The following is a 22,728-nucleotide window of genomic DNA, read 5'->3' as shown; positions in this document are numbered from 1 at the left end:
CCCCCTCCCCTCCTCCCAGTCCCTACTCGTCCGACTCGCCGCCCTCGCGCAGCCGTGCCAGCGCGGCCTCGGCCGTCGCCTCCCACCCCAGCGGCCCGGAATTCACGTAGCGCCGCCCAGGCAGGTGCCCGCGCAGCGGCTCGGGCAGGTGGCTGTGGTGCTCGGCGTCGACGTGGCCGTCGAGATCGTGCGGATAGCGGTAGCCCGCGCCGTAGCCCACTTGCTTCATCAGCTTGGTCACGGCGTTGCGGATCTCGAGCGGCACGGGCAACGGCCCCCGCGCGACGATCTCTTTGCGGGCCGCGAAGTAGGCCTTGATCGTCGCGTTGCTCTTGCTCGCCAGCGACAGGTACACGGCCGCCTGCGTCAGCGGCAACACGGCCTCCGGCATGCCCACGAACCTGGCCGACTCGGCCGCGGCCTGGGCGACCACCAGCCCCTGCGGATCGGCGTTGCCGACGTCCTCGGCCGCGAAGATCACCAGGCGCCGGGCCACGAACTCGAGCGGCTCGCCGGCCTCGAGCATCCGCGCCATCCAGTAGACCGCCGCGTCTGGATCGCTCGCGCGCATGCTCTTGATGAACGCCGACGTGATGTTGTAGTGCTCCTCGCCGTCGCGGTCGTAGCGAAGCTGGGCCTGACCGAGCGCCTCGGCGACCAGCTCGGCCGTCAGCTGCGGACGCTCGGGCGGGACCAGCTCGACCGCGAGCTCGAGCGCGTTGAGAGCCCGCCGCGCGTCACCCTGCGACGCCAACGCGATCGCGCCCAGCAGCCGATCTTCGACCTCGACCCCCCGCTCACCCAGGCCCCGCTCGGGGTCGTCGAGAGCCCCCCGCAGCAGCGTGATCAGCTGCGGGATCGCCAGCGGCCGCAGCTGGACCACCCGCGCGCGTGACAGCAAGGCCGCGTTGACCTCGAAGCTGGGGTTCTCGGTCGTCGCGCCGATCAGCGTGCACACGCCGGCCTCCACGTGGGGCAGCAGCGCGTCTTGCTGGGCCTTGTTGAACCGGTGGATCTCATCGATGAAGAACAGCGTCGTGCGGGCCTCGTAGTCGCGCCGCTGGCGGGCGCGCTCGACGATCCGACGCAGATCCTTGACGCCCGCGTCGGTCGCCGAGACGGTCTCGAAGCTGGCCCCGGTGTGCGCCGCGATGATCCGCGCGAGCGTGGTCTTGCCGGTCCCTGGTGGACCCCACAGGATCATGCTCGGCACCCGATCGCTCTCGACCGCGCGCCGCAGCAGCCGCCCGGGTCCGGTCAGGTGGTCCTGGCCGACGTACTCGTCGAGCGTCCGCGGCCGCATGCGCTCGGCCAAGGGCGCGAACGCGGGGTCGCGCTTGCGGGCGTGAGCGAACAGATCCTCGTCCTCCAAGCTGGTTCGATAGCAGGACTGGCCCCCGCGCGACAGACCCGGCGGTTGTAACGCTGGGGGTCCCTCGCATACGCTCCCGGCCATGCGTTCTCGCCTCCTCGTTGGCCTGTGCCTGACCACCGCTCTGCTGCTCGAGGCGCCGCTGCTCGGCTGCGGCGGCAGCGACCTCGTCGAGACCCAGGTGCCCGCCGACGGCGTCGAGCTGCGCTACGACCTCCAGCCTGGCTCGTCGTTCGAGGGCCGCATCCGTCGGCGCGAGACCATCTCCATGCGCGGCCAGCCGATGAGCCGCTCGATCAATTTCGGCGTCCACCTGGTCGTCAACAGCGTCGACGAAGCGGGCAACGCCAAGGTCGCGGCGACCGTCAGCGGCATCGATCTCAACTGGGTCGTGCCGGGCTTGCCCGTGTCCATGAACGAGTTCAACCAGCGCGCCAAGGCCCGGCTCGAGGGCGTGACGATCCGGTTCTCGGTCGATCCAACCGGCAAGGTGTTCGACGTGCCGCCCCCGCCCGCGCAGCTCGACGAGGCCGAGGTCGGCGTGCTCGAGTCGGTGATCGAGGGGCTGACATCGGCGTTCTTCGTGGTCCCGGACAAGCGGCTGGGCGTAGGCGAGGGCTGGGAGACCAAGGACACCCGCGGCCGCGAGGGCAAGCTCGGCAAGTTCACCAGTGACATCGCCCGCGGCACGCTCGTGGGCACCTTCGAGCACCGCGAGACCAAGCAGGCGCTCGCCCAGCTGAAGATCGACGGCGACAAGACCGAGACCACCACGACCAAGGACGGCTCGAGTGAGATCCGCACCCGCAGCGCCATCACCGTGCTGTTCGACACCCAGGCCCACTACATGGCCTCGATCGACAGCGAGATGAAGCGCAGCCAGGGGCCCACCACCACCACCGTGCAGTTCGACGCCGAGTGGAAGCGCAGGCCTGCTGGGGGCGCTGCTGGGGGCTCTGGTGGGAGTGGGGGCGCGGACGCCGACCAGCCCGAGGTTCAGGTGATCTCCGATCCCTGCGACGACAACTACGTCGGGCCCGACGACTGCCTCGACGCGTGCAGCGTCAACTACATGGGCGACGAGCCGTGCCCTGACGCGCCCGCGCCAGCGCCCGACGACGACGAAGCTGCACCCGACGCGGGCGGTGGCAACGAGCCGCCCGCCTGACGCATCGCCGATCGGGCTCAGCGGCGCTCGGGGCTGGCGGCCGCGAGCAGGATCAGCGCGTGGGCCTCGATCGCGGCGACCTCGGGATCGTACTCGTCCTCGCGGTCGTCCCGATCAGCCAGCCAGCGCCCCGCCAGCAGCGGCGCCGCGGCTGAGAACAGCACCAGCATCGCGAGGCTCAGGCAGCCGATGAGCAAGATCCCCACGCGCCGATCGTAGCACCGTCACGCCCTCGCTCACCAGCGCGCGCCCGCAGCGTCACAGCACGTGTCGAGGCACTCGCTTGGAGATGCCACAGGTCATCTCGTAGGGGATCACGCCCGCCCAGCTGGCGAGCTCGTGCACGTCGATCGTCTGGCGCCCCTGGCGACCCAACAAGGTCACGCGCTCGCCCTCGCGCGCGTCGGGCAGGTCCGTGACGTCGACCATCGACAGATCCATCGTGATCGACCCGACGATCGGACAGCGATGGCCGCGGACCAGGACCTCGGCGCGGCCGCTCATGTTGCGCGGGTAGCCGTCGCCGTAGCCGACCGGCAAGATGCCCAAGCGCGTGGCCCGATCCAGGGTCTGGCGATGGCCGTATGACACCCGGGCGCCCGCCGGGAGCTCGCGGATCCCCAGCAGCCGCGAGTGCACGCTCATGCCCATGCGCAGCCCCGCCAGCTCGACCGCGCGGCTCGACGCCGCCCCGTAGATCGCGATGCCGGGCCGCACCATGTCGAGGTGCGCGTCCGCGAACCGAACCAGCCCCGCGCTGTTGCACACGTGTCGGATGCTCGGGTGGATGCCGTGCTCGCCGAGCATCGCCAGGCACGCCCGAAATTGCTCGAGCTGGGTCGCGCTGGTGTGGGTGTCGTCGGGGTCGTCGGCGCAGGCGAAGTGGGTCATGACCCCCTCGATCTCCAGCTCGCCAGCCGCGTGGGTCTGAAACCAGTCGAGCAGCGCCGCGAGGTCCGACGGCAGCACCCCCAGGCGCGACATCCCCGTGTCGATCTTGATGTGGATCGGCAGCCGCTCGGCGCCGCTGCGACGGACGGCAGCCGACAGCAGCTGCAGGTGCTGTGGCGCCCAGACCACGGGCGTCAGCGACCCGTGCACGACGACGTCTTCCGACCCGGGGTGGACCCCACCGAGCACCAACACCGGGGCCCGAATGCCGGCCTGGCGCAGCTCCACCCCCTCTTCGATCAGCGAGACCGCCAGCCCCCACGCGCCCGCCTCCACGAACGTACGCGCGCTGTCGATCGCCCCGTGGCCGTAGCCGTCGGCCTTGACGACCGCGAGCACCCGGCAGCGCGGCCCGACGTGGCGCGAGATCGTCCGCAAGTTGTGCCCCAGCGCGGCCTCGTCGATCGCCGCCCAGGTCGGGCGCACCTCGACGATCCTCGGCTGGCGGCGGTCTTGCGCGCGACGATCGGGGCCCTGATAGCGACTCATCAGCGAGGCAGAGGGTAACCGGTGGCGCGGCAGCTGCACGGGCCAACCGACGCCTCATCGGACCGCTATCATCCCGAGCGGCGAGCCGCCGAGCTCAGGCCTCGGCCTGCATCAAGTTCTCGCCCAGGATCATCCGCCGGCCGCTGGAGCTCAGCAGCCCGCTGCGGGCCATCGAGCTGAGCGTGCGCGAGACGGTCTCGCGGCAGGATCCGACCATCCGCGCCAGCTCCGACTGGGTCGGGACCGGCGCCAGGATCCATCCGTCGTCAGCCGGGGAGTGCCGCCCCTGGCGCTTGGCCAGCCGGACCAGCGTCTGGCGGAGCCGCTCCTCGACGTCACACAGCGCCAACCCGCTGGCCACGGACTCCACGTCGCACAGCTTCTGGCTCATCAGCCGCATCATCCGAACCATGGTGTTGGGTTCGCGGCGAAGGTGGGCCATCAGCAGGTCCGAGGGGATCCGGGCGATGTCGCTGGCGACCGCCGTGACCGCCGTGGTCGACGCGCCGACGCCCTCGACCGCGCAGGCCTCACCAAACACGTCACCCGGGCCGAGCGAGCTGAGGATGATGTCGCGCCCGCCATCGACCGCGCGCAGCAGGTTCACCCGACCGCGCAGGACCACCGACAACCCGTCGGGGTGCTGGCCCTCGCGCAACAGCACGGTTCCGCTGGCCTTGCGCGAACGCACCACAGCCCGGGCGAGGAGCTCGAGCTCCTCGTTCCGGGCCACGGTAAACGGCTCGATGCACGCCAGCATCTCTTCCACGGTCATGCGCTCTAGCGGGACTGACGCTCGGCGAGGTTCCATCATCTGGTGACACAGAGCACAACCCGTGCCACGGATTGCCAACCGCCCAATTTCCGGCAACAGGTTGATATCATTCGACTCTGACGTTCAGCATGCGCGCATGGCGATCCGAGATCTGCTGTTGCGTGCACGCGACAGGTGATGGCAGCCAGCCACTGTGACCTGTGATGCGCGCCACAATGTGCTGGCCAGTACGCGGGCGAGCCGGCTCGCAACATGCATGGGGGCCCGATTTCTAGACCGCTCGCGGAAGGGGTACCTTGCGGGCCGTGCCGACGATCGTCCTCAACGGTGAGCCCCGTCCGACGAGTGAGGGCCAGAGCGTGGCCGACTTGTTGCGCGAGCTCGGCCTCGACGCCCGCCAGGTGGCCGTCGAGCGCAACCGTGATGTGGTGCCCCGCGCCGAGCATGGCCAGACCGTGCTCGCGGACGGCGACCAGCTCGAGGTCGTGACCTTCGTCGGCGGAGGCTGAAGCGTGAGCAACACAATCGAAGCCAAGACCCACGATGATCACGGCGAGGATACCTGGGAGCTGGCCGGTCGGACCTTGCGGTCGCGGCTGATCGTCGGCACCGGAAAGTACGCGGACGAGGCCGAGACCCGGGCATGTCTCGCGGCGAGCGGCGCCGAGATCGTCACCGTCGCGCTGCGCCGCGTCGACCTCAAAGCCAAGGACAACCTGCTCGGCTGGATCGATCGTGATCGATACACGCTGCTGCCCAACACCGCCGGCTGCTACACGGCCGACGACGCGATCCGGACCTTGCGTCTGGCCCGCGAGCTCGGGATCGCGGATCTGGTCAAGCTCGAGGTCATCGGCGATCCCAAGACCTTGCTGCCGGACAACGAGCAGACCCTCGCGGCCGCGAAGATCCTCGTTGACGAGGGCTTCACCGTGCTGCCCTACTGCACCGACGACCCGATCGTGTGTCGCAAGCTGCAGGAGCTCGGGTGCGCGGCGGTGATGCCCCTCGCGGCTCCGATCGGGAGCGGGCTGGGGATCCGAAATCCGCACAACCTCGCGCTGATCATCGAGCAGTCGACGATCCCGGTGATCGTCGACGCGGGCGTGGGCACGGCCTCGGACGCCGCGGTCGCGATGGAGCTCGGCTGCGCCGGGGTGCTCATGAACACCGCGATCGCCCAGGCTACCCGCCCGGTTCAGATGGCCGACGCCATGCGCCTGGGGATCATCGCCGGGCGCAAGGCGTTCCTGGCCGGGCGCATGCCCAGGCGCATGCACGCCCACGCCTCGAGCCCCACGATCGGGCTGATCGAGTAGCGTCGTGCGGCTGCTGGCGATCACGCCTCCGGCCGCGCTGGCGCCCACCCTCGACCCCGCGGTGGTCGACTCATGGTTGCAGGCTGGCGCCGACGCGCTGGGCCTGGCGGTGTTGCTGCGCGAGCCTGGGGCCAGCGCGGCAACGATCCTGGCGGATCCGCGGTTGCTCGCGCTTCGCCACGCGCTCGCCGTGCGTGGCGTACCTGCGCTGGTGTCGGTCGATCCGACTGCGCTCGAGCTCGAGCCGCTGTTGACCGCCGCGCCAGCCCTCGCCGGGATCCAGCTGCGTGGTGACCCCGCGCCCGAGCTGTGCGAGCGATGGCGCGTGCAGCTGCCCGGGATGACGATCGGCCGATCGGTCCACGGGGCCACGCCGACGCCCAACCGCTTCGTCGACTACACCTGCCTCGCGCCGATCTTCCCGCCGCACACGGTCCAAGCTGGGGTCGACAAGCGAGCGATCGGCCTCGACGCCCTGCGCAGCTGGACGGCCGTCTGTGGCGATGTGATCGCGCTCGGCGGCGTCACCCCAGCCAACGCTGACGCGTGCCTCGCTGCCGGCGCCCGGGGCGTGGCCGGGATCCGCCTGTTCTTTGCTCGAAATGCCGAGGCCCGGGACAATGTGGGCGCTCTGCGTCAGGTGTTCAGCCTGCGCGAGAGCCCAGGCCCGGACGACCATGGCTCGCAAGCGCAACGACGAGGATGAGCGCCCCGCTCCGCCCCGCAGGTTCTCGACCAAGGTCGCGTACTGCGTGTTGCTGGGTGGCGCGGCCCTCGTGATCACGCGGGCCTCGCTCGCCACGCTGATCCAGGTCCACGGCGACGGCATGGCCCCCACGATCCTCAATGGCGAGTCGGTGATCATGGTCCGGGGCGCGTGGGGGATCGAGGCTGGCGACCTCGTGGTCTACGATCCCAGCCCGCCCGAGCCAGTCGGCGGCGACGAGCTGCCCGAGCCCGACAACCGCAACTCGTTGGTCCCAGGACCGCGCCACGGTGGCTCCGCCGTCGACGAGCGCCGCACCGCCCGGGGCGAGCTGCACGACACCGCGGTCGTCGACGTCGACGACGTCGAGAGCAACTGGGAGCGGGTCCGCGAGCGCGGGACCAAGGCCAGCCCGCGCAACTTTCGGGTGGGTCGGGTGCTCGCCGTGCCTGGGGACACCGTCACCTTCCACGTGCCCGACGTCGCGCTGGGCCTGGTCGTCAATGGATCCGCGCTCCAGCAAAAGCCCGACGATCCGATCCGGCTGGTGCTGTCCGGCAAGCCGGCCGTCGGCGAAGATCGGGAAGACGCCGACAGCCCCCGGCTGCGCGCGCTCGCCTGGGAGACCCTCGGCCACACCCGCTACCCCGTGCTGCTCGGCGGCGAGGTCCCGACCTGGGCCAGCATGGGCCTGCCCGAGGACCTCGGACCGATCGAAGTCCGCGCCGAGGGCTACTTGATCCTGGCCGACAACCGGGACGAGGGCGCCTGTTGCGACAGCCGGGCGATCGGCTGGGTGACCCCGGACGCCCTGCGCGGGGAAGTCGTGGTGCGGCTGGCCGGCAACCCCGGGGCCGCGCCAGACAGCGATCCCCGCTCACGCGGGCTCGCGCACCTGCCCTGAGGGTTTTTGTTTGACGAGCGGCGAGGCGGGCACTAAAACCAGCGCCCCGACCCGCCCAGATAGCTCAGTCGGTAGAGCAGCGGTTTCGTAAACCGCAGGTCGCAGGTTCAAGTCCTGTTCTGGGCTCTCTTTTGATCGATGGATAGCTAGGGCTCCGAGGCCGAAAATGCCCGAACTCGGGCCGGAAAATACCCAGACTCGCGGGCATCGACGCGCTCGAGCGAGTCGATCGCGTCCTCCTTCACGCCGTCGACCGCGTGCATGTAGCGCAGCGTGGTCGTGAGCGAAGCGTGGCCGGACACGCGAGCCCGCGGCCTCGCGGTACGGCGGCCGGCCTACCCTCGCCGGTCTGGTCGGTCTTGGATCGGCGAACCCACGCGAGCAGCCCCTCGCTCGTGGGCTAGACGTCCGCCCAGCGAAGCGCCGCGAGCTCGGACCGACGCAAGCCGGTCACGAGCGCCACGAGCACAATCGCCCGGTCGCGGGTGGATAGCCCGGCCAGCGCGGCGCGGACCATCGACGGCGTGAGCGCTCGCTTGCGCTTCGATCGGTCGCCGGCCGCGGCCCGAGTGCGCGTGACCCCCGCGAGCAGACGGCGGATCGTCGCGTCGCCGGTCGGCGCCTCGAGTCCGGCCTCGCGGTGCGCCCACGCCTAGTTACGGACGGTTGGTGAGTGCGGCGGGATCGAGGGTCACCGGTCGAGGATGTCGACCGGCAAACGCCGATGCCCTTCAGACACCGCGTAGATCACGACTCGTTCGTCACCCACCTGGTAGACCACCCGATACCCGCGCTTGATCACCTCGCGCACGTCGTCGCGGGCGAACTCGGGCACGCGACGCCCAGCGAACGGCAACTCGGCGGCTTGCTCGGCCATCGCCGCTAGCACCTTCGCCCAGCGACCCGCCGCGTCGGGTTTGTCGAGGGCGATGTAGTCCGCGATCTCTTGCAGGTCGGCGAGCGCTCCCGTCGACCAGATCAACCTCCCCCGCGCCACCTACTTGGATCCGGGATAGCGCGCGTCGATCATCGCCAACACTTCGGCATGCGGGACCACGCGCCCGGCTTTGACGTCGGCGATGCCACGCTCGATTTTAGCGATCAGACGCGCCCGGAATGCGTCCTCGGTCTCGGGCGGGAGCCGCTTGGCGGACGGCGCCTCGGTCTCCTCGAGTTCGAGCTGCTCGGCGGGTTGGGCCTGGGCCATGGGCTGATCGTAGCGGCATCGCCCAGCACCGTCTAGTGCGCCTCGGAATGGTCCCGGCCGCTCGCGTCGGGATCTCGATCACGTCTGCGACGACGCGCCACGAGCGACGGCGGCCGGACCGCCGAAGAGAGCCTCGGCTGCTGCCGTTTGGTCCCGCTCCAGGCCAACCGGCGCCAGGCACAGCAACTCGAGTTCTCCCACCTGCGCGGCCGAGCACGCGATCTTGTTCATCTTCCGCGCGCCCCCGCGGACAGGTTCATGTTCAACCCGTCGATGCTTGCCGCTCGCGCGAACGATGGCCCCTGGCACGAAGCCGCTCCATCACCTCGTCGAAGTCCACCGCTGTAGTCTCGCCGCGCTCGTAGGCTGCGAGCCGTCGTTTCGCCTCCGCGATCCAACTCGCCTGGACCTCCTCGGGCGAGGAGCCGTCGCCGATGCTGTCCGTGAGGATGGCGGCGATTTGGGCCCGTTCGCGCTCGGCCAGCTCGAGGGCGGCGTCCAAGATGCGGCTTGCTTCGTCGGTCATGCCTTTGCGGCCACGAACGCGGCGCGTCCGTTCGGCGTCCACCGGGTTCTCGAACTCGTCGCCGTGCGCCTGCTCGTCGCCCACCCGCGCAGGCTACCCGCTGCCGAGCCTCCCCAATGATCCCGCCCAGACCACCGCTGACCGAGTGCGTCGGGATCTTGATCGGCTCCGCGACGACGCACCCACGATCGACAACGGCGGCCCGGCCCTCCGAGCGGCTGCGGTCATCGAGCACCGCGCCGGGAACCGCGCAACCCTCGCCTCGCGGATGCTCGGCTTGCCGATTTTTTGACCGCTGAACATCGGACCCCTAGCTTGCGCCCATGTCCGAAGCCGCCGCGGTCCGCTCCTCGACTCAGCGCGTCCGCGCCGGGGCGGGCTCGTCTTGTGATCTGCTGATCGCGCTGGCCACCCACGAGGTCGTCGCGGCGCTGCTCGGCGAGATCGGGATCACCAGCGATCACCTGCCGGCCCTGCGTGACCAACTCCGCGACGAGGTCGAGCCCGAGCCCGCGGACTGGCACCTGCGCCTGCAGCAGCGCGGCGGTCGAGCCGGCCCCGACGGCGAGCTCTCGCAGCTGCTGGCGATCGTCCGCAGCGCGGACTGCCACGCCTACCGGATGCTGCAGCTCGCGGGCGCCGACACGGGGCGGCTGCGCAAGCGCCTGATCGAGCGAGTCCGCGAGCGCGGGCACCAGCGGGTCAGCCGACGCACGGAGCCGGTCGCACGCGCGCCGGTCGGGCCGCTGCGGATGTCGTCACGCGCGACCAGCAGCGAGGCGCCGACGCAGGTCCGCCCCACCACCAGCTCGGTCCGCGCAGCGCCGCCCTCCCCTCGCCTGTCTGCCCAGCGACCCCCGCGGGCGACTCCGGCCGCTCACGAGCCCGAGCAGCACTCGACGCCAGCCGCCTCGACCGTCCGGGCGCCGCGAGTCAGCCCGCGCCCCAGCGCCACGCCGAGCCAGCAGGTCGAGCTCGAGCCGCGGCCGCAGGCCCAGGCCAAGCCCCAGGGGCGCCGCGGTCAGCCCCAGGAGCTGCGCTCGATCAACGCCACGACGTTGCCGCCGATGGTCGGCCGGGTGCGCGAGCTGTCGATGCTCGCCGACGCGCTGCTGCGCAAGTCGGTGCGGCCGCCGATCCTGGTCGGCGAGCACGGCAGCGGCCGCAGCCTGCTGGCCATGCACCTCGCCAGCGTGCTCGACCGCCCGCTGTTTCGGCTCGAGGCGCCGGACTACGAGGACGACGAGACCCTCGCCGACGATCTGGAGCTGATCGCGGAGGCCAAGGGCGTGGTCGTGTTCGATGATCTCGACCGCGTGTCCTCGGACGCGGCGCCGCCGATGCTGCCCGCGCTGGCGCGAGCGTGGGCCAGCGGCGCGCCGCGGGTGATCACGGTGCTGTCCCACGAGGGCCGGGCGCGGCTCGAGGCGTGGATGCCCGGGATCCTCGACACCCTGGATGTCTTGATGCTCCCGCCGCTCGACACGGCCGACGTGCACGCGGCCGTCAAGCTCGCGAGCGAGGCGATCCTCGAGCAGCACGAGGTCAGCCTGGCCGAGGACGCGCGGCTGTCCGAGCTCACGCGGATCGCCGATCGCTACCTGACCGGCCTCGCAATGCCCGGACGCGCGCTGGATCTGCTCGACCTCGCCTGCGCCCGCACCGTCCGCGAGGCCAAGACCGAGGTCAGCAACGACGCGTGGGTGGAGATCACCTGCGAGCGCACGGGGCTGCCCCACAGCCGGGTCGTGGGCACGGGCGAGCGCGACCTGCTGGACCTCGACGTCCGCTTGGCCCGGCAAGTGGTCGGGCACGAGCACGTGCTCGAGGTCCTCGCGGCGCTGGTCCGTCGCAACCGGGCCGGGTTCTCGAGCGGACGACCGATCGCGTCGGTGCTGCTGCTGGGCCCGTCGGGCGTGGGCAAGACCGAGATCGCCAAGGCGCTCGCTACCGCGCTGTACGAGCGTGGCGATGAGGCGCTGCTGCGGCTCGACATGAGCGAGTACGCCGAGGCCCACGCGGTCGCGCGCGTGGTCGGTGCCCCACCCGGCTACGTCGGCCACGAGCAAGGCGGCGCGCTCACCGATCCGATGGTCCGCAACCCGCACCGCGTGATCCTGCTCGATGAGATCGAGAAGAGTCACCGCGACGTGCACCAATTGTTGCTGCAGGTGTTCGACGAAGGCCGGCTCACCGACGGCCGCGGGCGCACGGTCGACTTCCGCCACGCGGTGGTCGTGATGACCTCGAACCTTGGCGCCGACACGATGATCCACCACCACGGCCAAGACGACGATCCCGACCACGTCGGCGACGATCAGGTGCTGGCCCAGGCCCGCGCCCACTTTCCGGTCGAGCTGTGGAACCGGATCGAAGCCCCGCTGGTGCTGCGACCGCTGACCCGCGCGCAGATGCTGGCGATCTGTCGCCGGCTGATCACCAGCAGCTCGGCGCGCCTGACCCATGATCGTGGGATCCGCTACCGCGTCGACGACGAGGCGATCGAGCAGCTGATCGACCGCGCGGGTGTCGATCCGGCCCTGGGTGCGCGACCGCTACGACACCTGCTCGGGCGCGAGATCGAGAGCCTGATCGCCGAGCAGATCCTGCGCGGCCGGGTTCGCGCGGGCGATGAGGCCCGCGTGTTGCTGGATGACGGTCGGCTGGTCGTCGAGATCGGGCGCTGACCCGTGTGGCCTTCCGAGCGGGAGGCGCTGGCCGTGTGGGCCGATCACCTGCAGGCGCGCGGCGATCCGCTCGGCGAGCTCGTGGCGCTCTCGCTGCGGGTCGACGAGGTCCGCCGCCGCGAGCCCGACGCGACCGAGCTCGCCCCCATCGAGTCGCAGGCCGAGCAGCTGCGTCTGAGCCTCGCCGAGCAGCTGCTCGGTCCGGGCGTCGGCGAGCTCCCGCGCCTGCGGCTGCGCTGGCAACACGGGGTGGTCCGGGCGGTCAAGCTCGACCCGGTGACCAGCGGCCACGCTGATCCGCCGCGGGTGATCGTCGAGGTCATCGCGGCGCTCGTGCGCCGACCCGCGCTGCGCTTCCTCGACCAGCTGCACCTGGGCGCGCTGGCTCCCGCGCGCGAGCACGAGCTGCTGGATGCGCTGACCCACCCTCAGTGTCAGGCGCGACCGCGGCGGGTGGTGCTGGGTCGGATGCCCGGTCAGTTCCGTCGACTGCTGCGCGCGGACACGCGACCTCCGGCTCACCACGCACCCTCCCCGCCCCCGCTGTCCCGTCCGCTGCTCGAAGCAGTGGCCGAAGCTGGCGTGACATGGCTGGTCCGCTGGGGCTGGGTTCAGTCGCTGCCGTGGACCGCGGGTGATCACGGCGTGCGCCGCCAGAAGCTCGACGCGCTGCTCGAGCAGCCGTGGTCGCCGGCGCTGGGCCGCGTGTTCGAGCGGGCGATCTGGGACACGAGCCTGCAGGTCCGTCGACGGATCCTCGCGGCGCTGCCGACCCTGGGCGACGGCGTGGCCCCGGCGCTCCTCGCTGCGCTCGCGGTCGACCTCGATCGACACCGCAGGTTTGGCGACCTGGTCGAGCGCAGCCTGACACGGGCCGCGAGCACGCACCCGAGCTGGGTCGCCGGGGTCGCCCAGAACTTCAGTGAGGACGAGCCCTGGGTCGCGCGCTGGCTGGCCGGGCAGGGGCAGCGCTCCCGGTCGGCAGCCAGGCCGGCCATCCCGCGGATCGCCGGGATGCTGCGGCGCGGATCCGCGACCGGCTCCAGCAACGACTACCGCAGCCACGGACTGCGTCGCGCGCTGCACAGCTTCGGTCATCCCGATGACGCCGCCCACGCAGCCCCGTTCGACGACGAGAGCATCGCTGAATTGATCCAGAAGCTCGGGGCCCACCGAAGCCCCGGCTGAGCACGCACCGACGCGTCGGCTACCCGCGGCAAAGATCTGTCCAGCGCGGTCGAGCGCGCCACGAGTGCGATCGCGGACCACTCAGTCCGCGGGCTGCCGGGCCAACGCGCGCGACCGGGACACCACCGATCGACGTGTGACAAAGTGCAGAGTGTTCACGACGGTGGTTTAGTTGAGGCACCGGATGTGGAGCGAGCGCGAGCGCGAAGATCTGTCTGTCTGGGCCGATCGGCTCCAGGCCGACGGCGAGCCGCTCGGCGAATTGGTCGCCACCTCGCTGCTCGCGGAAGCCGTCGCGCAGGCCGAGCCCAACACCGCAACGCCAGCGCAGCGGTATGGCCACAAGCTCACGCGCCTGCGCGAGCGGGTCCACGAGCTCGAGGCCAGGGTCCGCGATCCGATCATCGCCGAGCTGTTCGCCGACTACCCCGAGCTCGAGCCCAGCTGGGAGCACGGGATGGTCGTGTCGCTTCGGGTCGTGGAGCATCCTGGGATCCCGCCGTCTCGCGCGGGCGACTCGGTCCGCAAGCTGCTGCGGCTGCCGGTCGCCCGGTTCCTGCGTCACGTTCGGGTCGACGCGCGCATGAGCGGGCCGCTCCACCATCAGCTCCCCGCCCTGCTCGCCGAGCCCGATGTCGTCGCCCGACCATGGTCGGTGGTCCTGGGTCAGGCCCCCAGGCACCTGCGTCGGCAGACCCGCCTGGCGGCGCTCGCCCCAGACCACCAACGGCAGCTGCGCGCGCTGATTGATCCCGACCGGGGGCTTCGCAGCCTGTTCCTCGATGGCGCGCGGGTCGAGCTGCCCTGGCAGCCCGGCGACAAGGGCACCCGCAAGCGCGCCGCCGCGTCGCTCGCCAGGCGCCACGCGCCCGCGTGCACGGCAACCCGGATGACGCGGCTGTCGCGGGCGCTGTGGGATCCGAGCTTGCGGGTGCGCCTGCAGATCATCGACACGCTGCCACTAATTGGCACCGAGGCCGCGGCGTTCGTGGCCGAGCTGCTGCTGGTCGAGCGCGGCCAGCTCGAGTGGCTCACCCGGGTCCGCGAGGTGCTCGATACGCTCGCGCGCAACCCCGAGATCGTCAGCGCCGTGGCTCTGAATTTCACGGCGGATCAGACCCGGTGTGCCAGCTGGCTGGCCGCGAGTCCGCTCGCGGTGGCCCACCAGGCCGTGCCGCGGATCGAGGCGATGCTGGCGTGCCTGCGCGCGCGCGGGCGAGACCCCAGCACCGATGACGACGCGGCCCGACGCGAGCTCGAGGCCGCGCTGCTCACGATCCGGCGGCGCAACGACGAGCGCCTGCGCTGGCGCAGCTTCGATCCGCGCAGCCCCACGAGCCAGCCTTTGTTGGCGCGCCTGCGTCGGTGGCTGCGCGACTGAGGGCTGCTCACGATGTAGATGGTTCCGCGCGGCGCATCCACGGCAGCGCCGCCGCGATCAGCAGCTGATACCCACCGGCCGCGATAAACAGTCCCGCGTAGCCCAGCGCGGCGAGCAACCCCGGCGCTGCAGCTGGGCCATACGCGCGAGGCAAGTTGAGCAGCCCCATGAAGATCACGAACTGGGTCGCCCGCGCGCGTGGATCAGCTTGGTCCATGAGCGCGGCGTGGACCCCAACGTACAAAAGCGCCGTGGCCATGGACTGCACGGCGACGAGCGCGATGATCGTGATTGGATCGTGCCACGCTCGCTCGAGCAGGCCGAAGCTGACCCACGTCAGCCCGAGCAGCAGCGAGCCCGCAGCCGCGGTCCGAGCGTGACCAATTCTGTCAGCCAACACCGTCGCTAGTGCGTAGCCACCCAGCCCGAACATCAGCGCGGGTGGGCCGAGCCGGGCGCCGATCTCGACTGGCTGCCACGCCAAGTGTTGAATCAACAGGTTTACCGAGGTCGTGCTGGTCACGACATCGGCAAAAAACACGAGCGCTGCGATCACGCACGCGACCCGCACGCCGCGGGGCGCGAACGCGGCGCGGAGCCGGTCGAGCAGCGGCGCTCGCAGCTGCTCGCTGCGTGCCTGTGGGTCCCACGGGGCCAGCAGCGGCACGAACGCGAGCGCGGAGATGATCGCCGCCTCCAGCCACAGCGCCGCCTGCAGGCTCGCCACGACCACGCCGACACCCAGCAGCCGAGGCGCGAGCACCTCGGAGGCCAGCATCCGGCTGCCCAACATCACCCCGTTGCCGACGCCGCGCTCGGACGCCGGGAGCATGTCGATCGCCAGGGTGTCGGCGGTCGCGTCTTGGATCGCCAGCATCGCGTTGTGGACGAACCACGCCCACACCAGCCACTTGGTGTGGGCGACCACGTCGCCGCTCGCGGCCAAGATCACCAGCGACGCGCCGACCAGCAGCTGCGCGACCATGGCCACGCGGCGCGGGTCGAGGGCCGTCTGCCCGCGCAGTCGATCCAGGATCGGCGCCCACAGACCCTTGAAGATCCACGGCAGCGAGCCCGTAGCGAGCACGCCAGCTTGAATCTCCAGGCTGACGCCCGCGGCCGCGAGGTTGGGCAGCAACACGTAGCCCGCGAACCCGTAGGCGATGCCCTGCGTCAGGTACAGCCCGCCCAGGACTCCGTGTCGGCGCAGGCCACCCGTCATGGCCCGAGTCTACCCGAGCAAGGTCGCGAGCCGCTCGCTGAGCTGGGCGTAGAGGCTGCGGGTCGCCCCGTCGTCGAGTGCGGCCAGATGGGCCTCGACGGTCGCACGATCGCCGCGCGCGAGCGGACCGGTGACGCCAGCTGGGATCCCCAGCGCGAGCAGGTTCTCGAGCGATCCAAGCATCAGATCACCCAGGGCCCGCTCGATCGCCGCGTCGGTGCCCAGGCCGAGGCCGCGCAACACCGCGAGCCCGCGATCCTCGAGCACCGCAAGGTGGTTGGCGACCAGGGCACACGCGGCGTGGTAGGCCAGGCGCCCGCGCTGATCGAGGTGACCGAGATCCAGGCGTGGCGCGTCACCGATCAGCGTGGCGCCAAACCGACGGGCGGCGACGTCTCCCCCGAGCCCAAAGCTGGCGGTGCTCAGGCGCGAGCGGGGCCGCTCACGTCGCAGCGAGCAGATCGGGTGCAGGGTTCCGAGCGGGTGACCGGCGGCGTGGAGGGCCGGCAGCGCGAGCCGAGCCAGGCGAGCGCCCGCGGCGTGGAGCACCGGGGTCGAGCTTGGCAACCGCCCGACCAGCGCGGCGTCGACCTTGGCGAGCGCGTCGTCGCGGCACAGCAGCCACACGCCCGCGGGTGGCGGCGCTGAGCTCGACGGCTTCGCGGCGCCGTCGACCAGCGCGCGGGCGCCGAGCTGCTCGACCTCGAAGCCCCGATCGCGCAGCCACGGGACCGCGTGGGCGGCGACGTGGCCATGCCCGATCACCCACACGCGCGGCTCGTCGCCTGCGACCCAGCGCTCGAGCGCGACCGCCACCGCAGCCGGGACCGCGCCGCGCAGGCTCGCCCGGGCCCGATCGGCGTCCGGCCCACCCGCGCGGATCGCCGCGATCTGCTCGCGCACGGCCGTGCTGTTGACCTCGGGCAGCGCCGCGGCGCCGGGCGCCGACCAGCCCGCGCGCGGGACCACGATCGGATCAAAGCGCGCGACGATCTCATCCCAGCGATGCCAGCGCTCGGTCTCTCCGCTGCTGGTGATGTCGGATCCGACGACCAAGCGCACGCGGAAGCCGGGCTCGCGGGCCGCGAGCGTCTCGAGCAGCTCGAGCGTGTAGCTGGGCCGCCCGCCGCGCTCGTCCGCGAGCTCGGCCTCGATCGCGCTGACCTCGACCCGCGTGTCGTAGGCGGCCATGGCCGCGCGCACCCAGCTCATGCGCCGCTCGAACGGCGCGAGCGACTTGCCGAGCGGATGATCGAAGCACGGCGCCACGACCACGCGCGCGGCGTCGGCTCGCGCCAGCAGGTACCCAGGCAGCAGCGCGTGGCCGAGGTGCGGCGGATTGAAGCTGCCGCCGAGCACGGCGAGGGCCGGACGCGTGTCGCTCACCGCCACATCCTAGCGCTCAGCTGGGCACCCCGACGATGCCCAGCTGGATCAACCACAAGAACGCGGCGACCCGGGGCACGCGCAGCAGCGAGATCGCCAGGAACTCGAGATACGGCATCTTGGTCGCGCCTGCCGCCCAGCAGGTGACCGAGTACGGAACCGGAGACACCGCGGCGATCGCCAGGAACCACCGCCCACCGCGGCGCAGGTGTGCAGTCATCTCGTCGCCGCCGCGACGCTTGATGTACCCGCGCAAGCTGGCGCTGCGCGAGAGCAGATAGCGCCCGATCGCCCACCCCGTGCTGCCCCCCAGCAAGCTGCCCAGGCTGCCCCACAGGACGACCTGCCAAAACGGCATCCCGCCCCACAGCCCGAACGCCGTGAACGCGTCGTTGGGCACCGGCATGGTGAAGGCGTCGGGGAAGAAGAACCCGACCGCGATCCCGACGCCGCCAAACCGATCCACGAACCACTGCCCGGTCGCCAGCAACGGCTCCTGAAACAGCCAGCCGAGCACCAGCACGACCGCCGTGAAGCCCATCATGACCAGCACGGCGGTGACGAGCAGGCCGCGCAGGTCGAGCGGCGGCGTGGCGTCTGCGTTGGGCTCAGCGTCGTCCACGTGTCCCCCGGGCGGCCGAAGCTCGTCATCGCGCGGGGGGACTGAAGTCATCCGTGCCCGGATAGCCGTCGCCCGGGCGCAGGTCAACGTACAACCGGCTTTCGCCGCCGCGCGACCGCCAGGCATGCACCGCCCGCCGTCGAACTTCGCGCATCCAGGGACCTGCGCAGGCGCGGCCACGTGCGCGCCCGGCTCCAATGCACCTACATTGAACCTACATTGAACCTACACGACACTCGCACCGTGCACGCGACCGCGCATTGAGATCCGTACACATTGCATTGAAACCGTTGCCATGTGCCCCGCGCCAGCCGGCCCACCGGCCGTTTTGGCCCAGAGGTCCCAGATTGACCCAACTGGCGCACGTTAGGCCAAACCGTCATTCCGATCTGCTGTTCATATTCGCACGCAACGAGGCCGTATATTGTCGCTGTTCAACCATGCCATTGCCCGTTATCATTGGTTCATGGCTGCTGCTGGAATTGGAATGGTTGTGGGTCGCTACTACAGGCAGGTCCTCACCGAGCTGCTGCACGAGTTCAGCGGGTCCAATCCAGGCAAAGCCGCGCTCGAAGCTCGGGTCAGCACCCTCGTCGACGACGGCGAGTACCCATGGCTCGCGTTCACCACCGACGTCGCCCGCGCGTCAGAGCAGATCGCACACAGCAGCCTGGTCGCGGCCGGCAGGCGGATCGTCGGCGCCTCCAAGCCCGAATTCGAGCGGTGGGGCTTCGACTCGGCAGAGGCCATCCTCACCGATCTCGACGCGCCCTTCGGCGCCACGATCATCGACCCGCCCGAGCACGAGCGCATGATGACGGCCAAGTACGAGCCCGGCTACGCGCTGCTGTGCGTCGGCGCCGTGCACCCTGCCGGCCTGGTCGAGGGCTACCTGCGGGGGATCGTGGAGATGTACGGCGGCACGGTCAGCGACCTGGTCTGCCACGCCGTCCAGATGGAGGGGCACGCCATGCACCTGATCGAGCTGCGCTGGTCCACGCCCGTGCGGGTCGGCACGCGCACCCGGGTCGCGTCCGGCCCCCACATTCGCCGCGTCGCGTGACCCGCTGCCACGCGCCGCGGGGCAGCTACAGGATGTGGCGAGACAGGTCTTGATCGGCGAGCAGCTCGCCGATCCGCTCGCGCACATACGCGGCCGTGATCGTCACCTTCTGGGCCCCGACCTCGGTCGCCTCGAAGCTGAGCTCGTCGAGCACCTGCTCGAGCACGGTGTGCAGACGCCGGGCGCCGATGTTCTCGAGCTGCTCGTTGGCGGTCGCGGCGACGCGGGCGAGCTCGTCGATCGCCTCGTCGTTGAACTCGAGCTCGATCCCCTCGGTCGCGAGCAGCGCGGCGTACTGCTTGAGCAGCGAGTTGTCGGTGTCCCGGAGGATCTGCACGAACTCGGCCTTGCCGAGGCTCTCGAGCTCCACGCGGATCGGGAACCGCCCCTGCAGCTCGGGGATCAGATCACTGACCTTGGCCATGTGGAACGCCCCAGCGGCGACGAACAGCACGTGGTCGCTGCGGACCGGGCCGTACTTGGTGGACACCGTCGACCCCTCCACGAGCGGCAGCAGGTCGCGCTGGACCCCCTCACGCGAGACGTCGGCCCCGCGCGCGTTCTCGCGGCTGCAGATCTTGTCGATCTCGTCGAGGAACACGACCCCGAGCTGCTCCGCCCGCCGCACGGCCTCGTTGCGGACCGCGTCACGGTCGACCAGCGCCCGCGCGGTCTGGGCCGCGATCAGATCGCGGGCCTCGGCCACGGTGGTGGTCCGCTTGCGCTTGCGCTTGCCGAGCGCGCCCAGCAATTCCTCGAGCTGCTCGCCCATGCCGGGCATCCCCGGCATTCCGGGAGCGCCGCCCATCCCGGGCATTCCCGGCATCATGGCGAAGCCGCCGCCACCTTCGTCTTCGACCTCGATCTCGATCTCGCGCGCGTCGAGCTTGCCGGCCTCGAGCTGCTGACGCAGCTTCTCGCGGCTCGCGGCGTTGGCCGGCTTGACCTCACTGGGGGCGTCGCCGGGTCGGGCCGCGTAGCCGTGGGTGGTCTGGGTCGGGCTCTGGACCGGCGTCGGCGGCAGCAGCAAGTCGAGGATCTTGGCGTCGGCCTGCTTGCGCGCCGTGTCCCAGACCTCGAGCTCCTTCTCTTCGCGGACCAGCTTGGCGGCCATCTCGACCAGATCGCGGATCACCGAGTCGACGTCGCGGCCGACGTAGCCGACCTCGGTGAACTTGCTGACCTCGACCTTGACGAAGGGCGCGCCGCTGAGCTTGGCGACCCGCCGGGCGATCTCCGTCTTACCGACCCCGGTCGGCCCGACCATGATGATGTTCTTGGGCGAAATCTCGTCGCGCAGCTCGCCCTGGACCTGCTGGCGCCGCCAGCGGTTGCGCAGCGCGATCGCGACGGCGCGCTTGGCCCGATGTTGACCGATGACGTAGCGATCGAGCTCCTCGACGACGCGTCGGGGGGTCAGCTCGCGGGTGTCAGCAAAGCGGCTCGGCTCGATGGTCATTGCGGCGCCTCCAGCTCCAGGATGGTCCGATTGTTGTTGGTGAACACGCAGATCTCGCCCGCGATCGCCAGCGACGACTCGACCAGCCCGCGGGCGTCGAGCTCGGAGTGACGCAGCAGCGCCCGCGCGGCGCTCAGGGCGTAGTTGCCCCCCGAGCCGATCGCCAGGATCCCGTCCTCGGCTTCGATCACATCGCCCGTGCCCGACAGCAACAGGGAGCGCTCCTTGTCGGCGACGATCAACAGGGCCTCGAGCCGACGATAGCGACGATCGAGGCGCCAGTCCTTGGCCAGCTCCACGCACGCCCGCGTAAAATTGCCGCCGACCGACTCGAGCTTGGCCTCGAGCAGATCACACAGGGTCAGACCATCCGCGGCCGACCCGGCGAACCCAGCGAGCAGCTTGCCCTTGGCCAACGTCCGCACCTTGGTCGCGCTGCCCTTGACGATCGTGTTGCCCATCGAGACTTGCCCGTCTGCACCGAGCACGACCTTGCCGTCGCGGCGCACGCACAAGACCGTGGTCGAGCGGATCGGTACGCCCGGCCCCAACTGTGGATCCTGGAACATGTCGCGGAGTATATGCCGGCGGTCTGGATGCTCTAGACGCCGATGCCGGGCTTGCGTATGACCGCACGCGTGAGCAGCCCTGCCCCCGATGCTCCGCGCCTCGCCGTGCTCGCGTCCGGGGGCGGCAGCAACCTCCAGGCGCTGATCGACGCCCACGCGCGCGGCGATCTCCCGGCCCCGATCGTCCTGGTGATCTCCAACCGCGCCGACGCGGGCGCGCTGGCTCGCGCGCGTCGCCACCAGATCCCCGCGTTCCACGTCGGCCGCCGCGACCACGCCGATCCCGACGCCCGGATCCTCGAGCTGCTGCAAGCCCACCGCGTCGACGTGGTCGTGCTCGCCGGCTGGCTCAAGCTCGTCGACCCACGCGTGCTCGCGGCGTTCCCCGAGCGCGTCGTCAACATCCATCCCGGTCCGCTGCCCCGGTTTGGCGGCAAGGGCATGCACGGGATCCATGTGCACGAGGCCGTGCTCGCGGCAGGTGTGCCCTGCTCGGGCCCCACCGTTCACCTCGTCAACGAGCGCTACGACGAGGGCCCACCGCTCGCCGCCGTCGAGGTCCCCGTCGAAGCTGGAGACACGCCCCAGACCCTGCAGCAGCGGGTACTGGGCGCGGAGCACGCGCTGCTATGGCGGGTGATCCGAGACCATTTTTGTGAATCGACGGCCGGCGTGAAGGGAACATGAGACTCGGCCATGCACGCCGCCTACCTGCCCTAGGAGCCCGATCAGGCGATCGCACCACCTACGCTTTCGCCCTGACCTGTGCCAACATCCGAGCATCATGTCTTTGCTTCGCTTGTATGCCGTTCCCGTCTGCGTCGCGCTCCTGCTGTCGAGCGCGGCTTGTGGTCGAACCGAGTCGGTCATCATCGGGACCGGCGCAGACACAGGCGCCGAGACGTGGAGCTACGAGGACACGGGATCGACGATCCCCGACGTCCCCGGCAGCACCACGATCGCCGACGACGAGTCCACCTCGGAGACCGACGACTGGCAAGACGACGAGTGGGGCGACGAGGCCGTCGAGACGTGGGGCGAAGAAGACACCAGCGTCGACTGGGGCGAAGAGACCGCCGACTGGGGCGACACCACCGACATCACGGACACGGACACGGACACGACCGACACCACGGACACGACCGACACCACGGACACGACCGACACCACGGACACGACCGACACCACGGACACGACCGACACCACGGACACGACCGACACCACCACCACGGAGACCGACACCGGTGGTGAGACCTGCGCCGACGCGGCAGCGTGTCTGGTCGACTGCGGCGGCTTCAGCAACATGTGCATCAACGAGTGCACCACGAACCTGTCCGACGAAGAGTCCGACGAGCTGTTCGACCTACAGATCTGCGCGATCCAGTCCTGCTTCTTCCTGGGCCTGTGCGAGCTAGGCGACTTCAACGCCCCCAGCTGCGTCGAGTGCCGCCTCGACGCCAACGAAGATCCCGACAGCGTCGGCTGCTCCGACGAGGGCATGGCCTGCGGAGTGTGACCGTTCATGACCCCCACAAGCGTCTGACCGGGTCATGACCCCCACAAGCGACTTCGCACCGCGCGGTCACTCGCTGCGCTCCCTCCCAACGGGCTGATCGTTCGCGGCCGCATGTGTGGCCCCCTATCAGGGGGCTCCTTCTGATCGCCGTCCCGCCGAGCCGTAGCCTGATACTTCTACGTCGTTCCCCCCACGCTCCCTCCCGCTCCCTCCCGCTC

The 22,728-nt window shown here is 70.7% G+C and carries 25 protein-coding genes and 1 tRNA gene; 12 read left to right on the top strand and 14 right to left on the bottom strand.

Going from position 1 to position 22,728, the window contains the following annotated elements; translation table 11 throughout:
• Positions 1-22: 22 nt before the first annotated feature.
• Complete coding sequence (locus tag ENSA7_RS01775) at positions 23-1,303, bottom strand: replication-associated recombination protein A (RefSeq protein ID WP_244923687.1); 1,281 nt, start codon at positions 1,301-1,303, stop codon at positions 23-25.
• A 151-nt stretch (positions 1,304-1,454) separates the two neighbouring features.
• On the opposite strand from ENSA7_RS01775, the gene ENSA7_RS01770 reads away from it, so the two are divergent.
• On the top strand, positions 1,455-2,540 hold the full coding sequence (locus ENSA7_RS01770; RefSeq protein WP_106087445.1) for a hypothetical protein: 1,086 nt from the start codon (positions 1,455-1,457) through the stop codon (positions 2,538-2,540).
• Between the two features lie 17 nt (positions 2,541-2,557).
• Here the strand turns inward: ENSA7_RS01770 and ENSA7_RS01765 are convergent, their stop codons facing one another.
• The 3 genes from ENSA7_RS01765 to ENSA7_RS01755 all read right to left on the bottom strand — a co-directional run bounded on the left by ENSA7_RS01765 (position 2,558) and on the right by ENSA7_RS01755 (position 4,755).
• Complete coding sequence (locus ENSA7_RS01765) at positions 2,558-2,746, bottom strand: hypothetical protein (RefSeq protein ID WP_106087444.1); 189 nt, start codon at positions 2,744-2,746, stop codon at positions 2,558-2,560.
• A gap of 52 nt (positions 2,747-2,798) precedes the next feature.
• A complete protein-coding gene (gene alr / locus ENSA7_RS01760; protein ID WP_106087443.1) occupies positions 2,799-3,980 on the bottom strand; it encodes an alanine racemase in 1,182 nt (393 codons plus the stop codon).
• 94 nt (positions 3,981-4,074) lie between these two features.
• Entirely contained in the window at positions 4,075-4,755 is a 681-nt protein-coding gene (locus ENSA7_RS01755) for a Crp/Fnr family transcriptional regulator (RefSeq protein WP_181232934.1), read from the bottom strand.
• Positions 4,756-5,060: 305 nt separating this feature from the next.
• On the opposite strand from ENSA7_RS01755, the gene thiS reads away from it, so the two are divergent.
• The 5 genes from thiS to ENSA7_RS01735 all read left to right on the top strand — a co-directional run bounded on the left by thiS (position 5,061) and on the right by ENSA7_RS01735 (position 7,810).
• A complete protein-coding gene (thiS, locus tag ENSA7_RS44960) occupies positions 5,061-5,264 on the top strand; it encodes a sulfur carrier protein ThiS (protein ID WP_219907891.1) in 204 nt (67 codons plus the stop codon).
• Positions 5,265-5,279: 15 nt separating this feature from the next.
• Positions 5,280-6,074 (top strand): thiazole synthase, encoded by a 795-nt coding sequence (locus ENSA7_RS01750; RefSeq protein WP_372237551.1) that lies wholly within the window; start codon positions 5,280-5,282, stop codon positions 6,072-6,074.
• A 4-nt stretch (positions 6,075-6,078) separates the two neighbouring features.
• Positions 6,079-6,780, top strand: a complete 702-nt coding sequence (locus ENSA7_RS01745; RefSeq protein WP_106087441.1) for a thiamine phosphate synthase — start codon at positions 6,079-6,081, stop codon at positions 6,778-6,780.
• On the top strand, positions 6,752-7,684 hold the full coding sequence (locus tag ENSA7_RS01740; RefSeq protein ID WP_106087440.1) for a S24/S26 family peptidase: 933 nt from the start codon (positions 6,752-6,754) through the stop codon (positions 7,682-7,684). Before ENSA7_RS01745 ends, ENSA7_RS01740 begins: the two co-directional genes overlap by 29 nt.
• 53 nt (positions 7,685-7,737) lie before the next feature.
• Positions 7,738-7,810 (top strand) — tRNA-Thr (locus ENSA7_RS01735).
• Positions 7,811-7,830: 20 nt separating this feature from the next.
• Here ENSA7_RS01735 and ENSA7_RS43005 read toward each other — a convergent pair.
• The 5 genes from ENSA7_RS43005 to ENSA7_RS01720 all read right to left on the bottom strand — a co-directional run bounded on the left by ENSA7_RS43005 (position 7,831) and on the right by ENSA7_RS01720 (position 9,501).
• Positions 7,831-7,986: a hypothetical protein gene (locus ENSA7_RS43005; protein ID WP_181232932.1), complete on the bottom strand. Its 156-nt coding sequence runs from the start codon at positions 7,984-7,986 to the stop codon at positions 7,831-7,833.
• Between the two features lie 389 nt (positions 7,987-8,375).
• Positions 8,376-8,666 (bottom strand): type II toxin-antitoxin system RelE/ParE family toxin, encoded by a 291-nt coding sequence (locus tag ENSA7_RS01730; RefSeq protein ID WP_181232930.1) that lies wholly within the window; start codon positions 8,664-8,666, stop codon positions 8,376-8,378.
• Positions 8,667-8,681: 15 nt separating this feature from the next.
• Positions 8,682-8,891, bottom strand: a complete 210-nt coding sequence (locus tag ENSA7_RS01725) for a hypothetical protein (RefSeq protein ID WP_106087438.1) — start codon at positions 8,889-8,891, stop codon at positions 8,682-8,684.
• Between the two features lie 78 nt (positions 8,892-8,969).
• Positions 8,970-9,122: a hypothetical protein gene (locus tag ENSA7_RS43000; RefSeq protein WP_181232928.1), complete on the bottom strand. Its 153-nt coding sequence runs from the start codon at positions 9,120-9,122 to the stop codon at positions 8,970-8,972.
• 31 nt (positions 9,123-9,153) lie between these two features.
• Positions 9,154-9,501, bottom strand: coding sequence for an addiction module protein (locus tag ENSA7_RS01720; RefSeq protein ID WP_106087437.1), 348 nt, complete (start codon positions 9,499-9,501; stop codon positions 9,154-9,156).
• A gap of 239 nt (positions 9,502-9,740) precedes the next feature.
• Between ENSA7_RS01720 and ENSA7_RS01715 the strand changes: the two genes are divergently transcribed.
• From ENSA7_RS01715 to ENSA7_RS01705, 3 genes are all read left to right on the top strand, one after another.
• On the top strand, positions 9,741-12,104 hold the full coding sequence (locus ENSA7_RS01715) for an AAA family ATPase (RefSeq protein WP_106087436.1): 2,364 nt from the start codon (positions 9,741-9,743) through the stop codon (positions 12,102-12,104).
• A gap of 3 nt (positions 12,105-12,107) precedes the next feature.
• Positions 12,108-13,292, top strand: a complete 1,185-nt coding sequence (locus ENSA7_RS01710) for a hypothetical protein (RefSeq protein ID WP_106087435.1) — start codon at positions 12,108-12,110, stop codon at positions 13,290-13,292.
• Positions 13,293-13,476: 184 nt separating this feature from the next.
• Positions 13,477-14,673 (top strand): hypothetical protein, encoded by a 1,197-nt coding sequence (locus ENSA7_RS01705; protein WP_106087434.1) that lies wholly within the window; start codon positions 13,477-13,479, stop codon positions 14,671-14,673.
• Between the two features lie 7 nt (positions 14,674-14,680).
• Here ENSA7_RS01705 and ENSA7_RS01700 read toward each other — a convergent pair whose 3' ends face one another.
• The 3 genes from ENSA7_RS01700 to ENSA7_RS01690 are packed head-to-tail and all read right to left on the bottom strand — an operon-like array spanning position 14,681 to position 17,954.
• The gene (locus tag ENSA7_RS01700; protein WP_106087433.1) at positions 14,681-15,895 is read right to left on the bottom strand and encodes an MFS transporter; all 1,215 of its coding nucleotides are present in this window, start codon (positions 15,893-15,895) and stop codon (positions 14,681-14,683) included.
• A 9-nt stretch (positions 15,896-15,904) separates the two neighbouring features.
• Positions 15,905-17,281 (bottom strand): DUF2520 domain-containing protein, encoded by a 1,377-nt coding sequence (locus tag ENSA7_RS01695; protein WP_181232926.1) that lies wholly within the window; start codon positions 17,279-17,281, stop codon positions 15,905-15,907.
• Positions 17,282-17,297: 16 nt separating this feature from the next.
• Positions 17,298-17,954: a YqaA family protein gene (locus ENSA7_RS01690; protein ID WP_181232924.1), complete on the bottom strand. Its 657-nt coding sequence runs from the start codon at positions 17,952-17,954 to the stop codon at positions 17,298-17,300.
• Between the two features lie 415 nt (positions 17,955-18,369).
• Between ENSA7_RS01690 and ENSA7_RS01685 the strand changes: the two genes are divergently transcribed.
• A complete protein-coding gene (locus ENSA7_RS01685; protein ID WP_146157215.1) occupies positions 18,370-18,966 on the top strand; it encodes a hypothetical protein in 597 nt (198 codons plus the stop codon).
• 25 nt (positions 18,967-18,991) lie between these two features.
• Here the strand turns inward: ENSA7_RS01685 and hslU are convergent, their stop codons facing one another.
• A complete protein-coding gene (gene hslU / locus ENSA7_RS01680) occupies positions 18,992-20,425 on the bottom strand; it encodes an ATP-dependent protease ATPase subunit HslU (RefSeq protein ID WP_106087429.1) in 1,434 nt (477 codons plus the stop codon).
• Complete coding sequence (hslV, locus tag ENSA7_RS01675) at positions 20,422-20,994, bottom strand: ATP-dependent protease subunit HslV (protein WP_106087428.1); 573 nt, start codon at positions 20,992-20,994, stop codon at positions 20,422-20,424. The genes hslU and hslV overlap by 4 nt, the downstream gene beginning before the upstream one ends.
• A 69-nt stretch (positions 20,995-21,063) precedes the next feature.
• Between hslV and purN the strand changes: the two genes are divergently transcribed.
• Positions 21,064-21,681 carry a phosphoribosylglycinamide formyltransferase gene (gene purN / locus ENSA7_RS01670; protein WP_244923686.1) on the top strand — a complete coding sequence of 206 codons (618 nt, stop codon included), beginning with the start codon at positions 21,064-21,066 and terminating at the stop codon, positions 21,679-21,681.
• Between the two features lie 97 nt (positions 21,682-21,778).
• Positions 21,779-22,510: a hypothetical protein gene (locus ENSA7_RS01665; protein WP_146157214.1), complete on the top strand. Its 732-nt coding sequence runs from the start codon at positions 21,779-21,781 to the stop codon at positions 22,508-22,510.
• Positions 22,511-22,728: the final 218 nt, after the last annotated feature.

Origin of the sequence: Enhygromyxa salina (genome assembly GCF_002994635.1) — a bacterium.
Classification (GTDB): domain Bacteria; phylum Myxococcota_A; class Polyangia; order Nannocystales; family Nannocystaceae; genus Plesiocystis; species Plesiocystis salina_B.
Note: the sequence above shows the minus strand (reverse complement) of the source record. Positions and strands in the feature narration are given on the sequence as shown.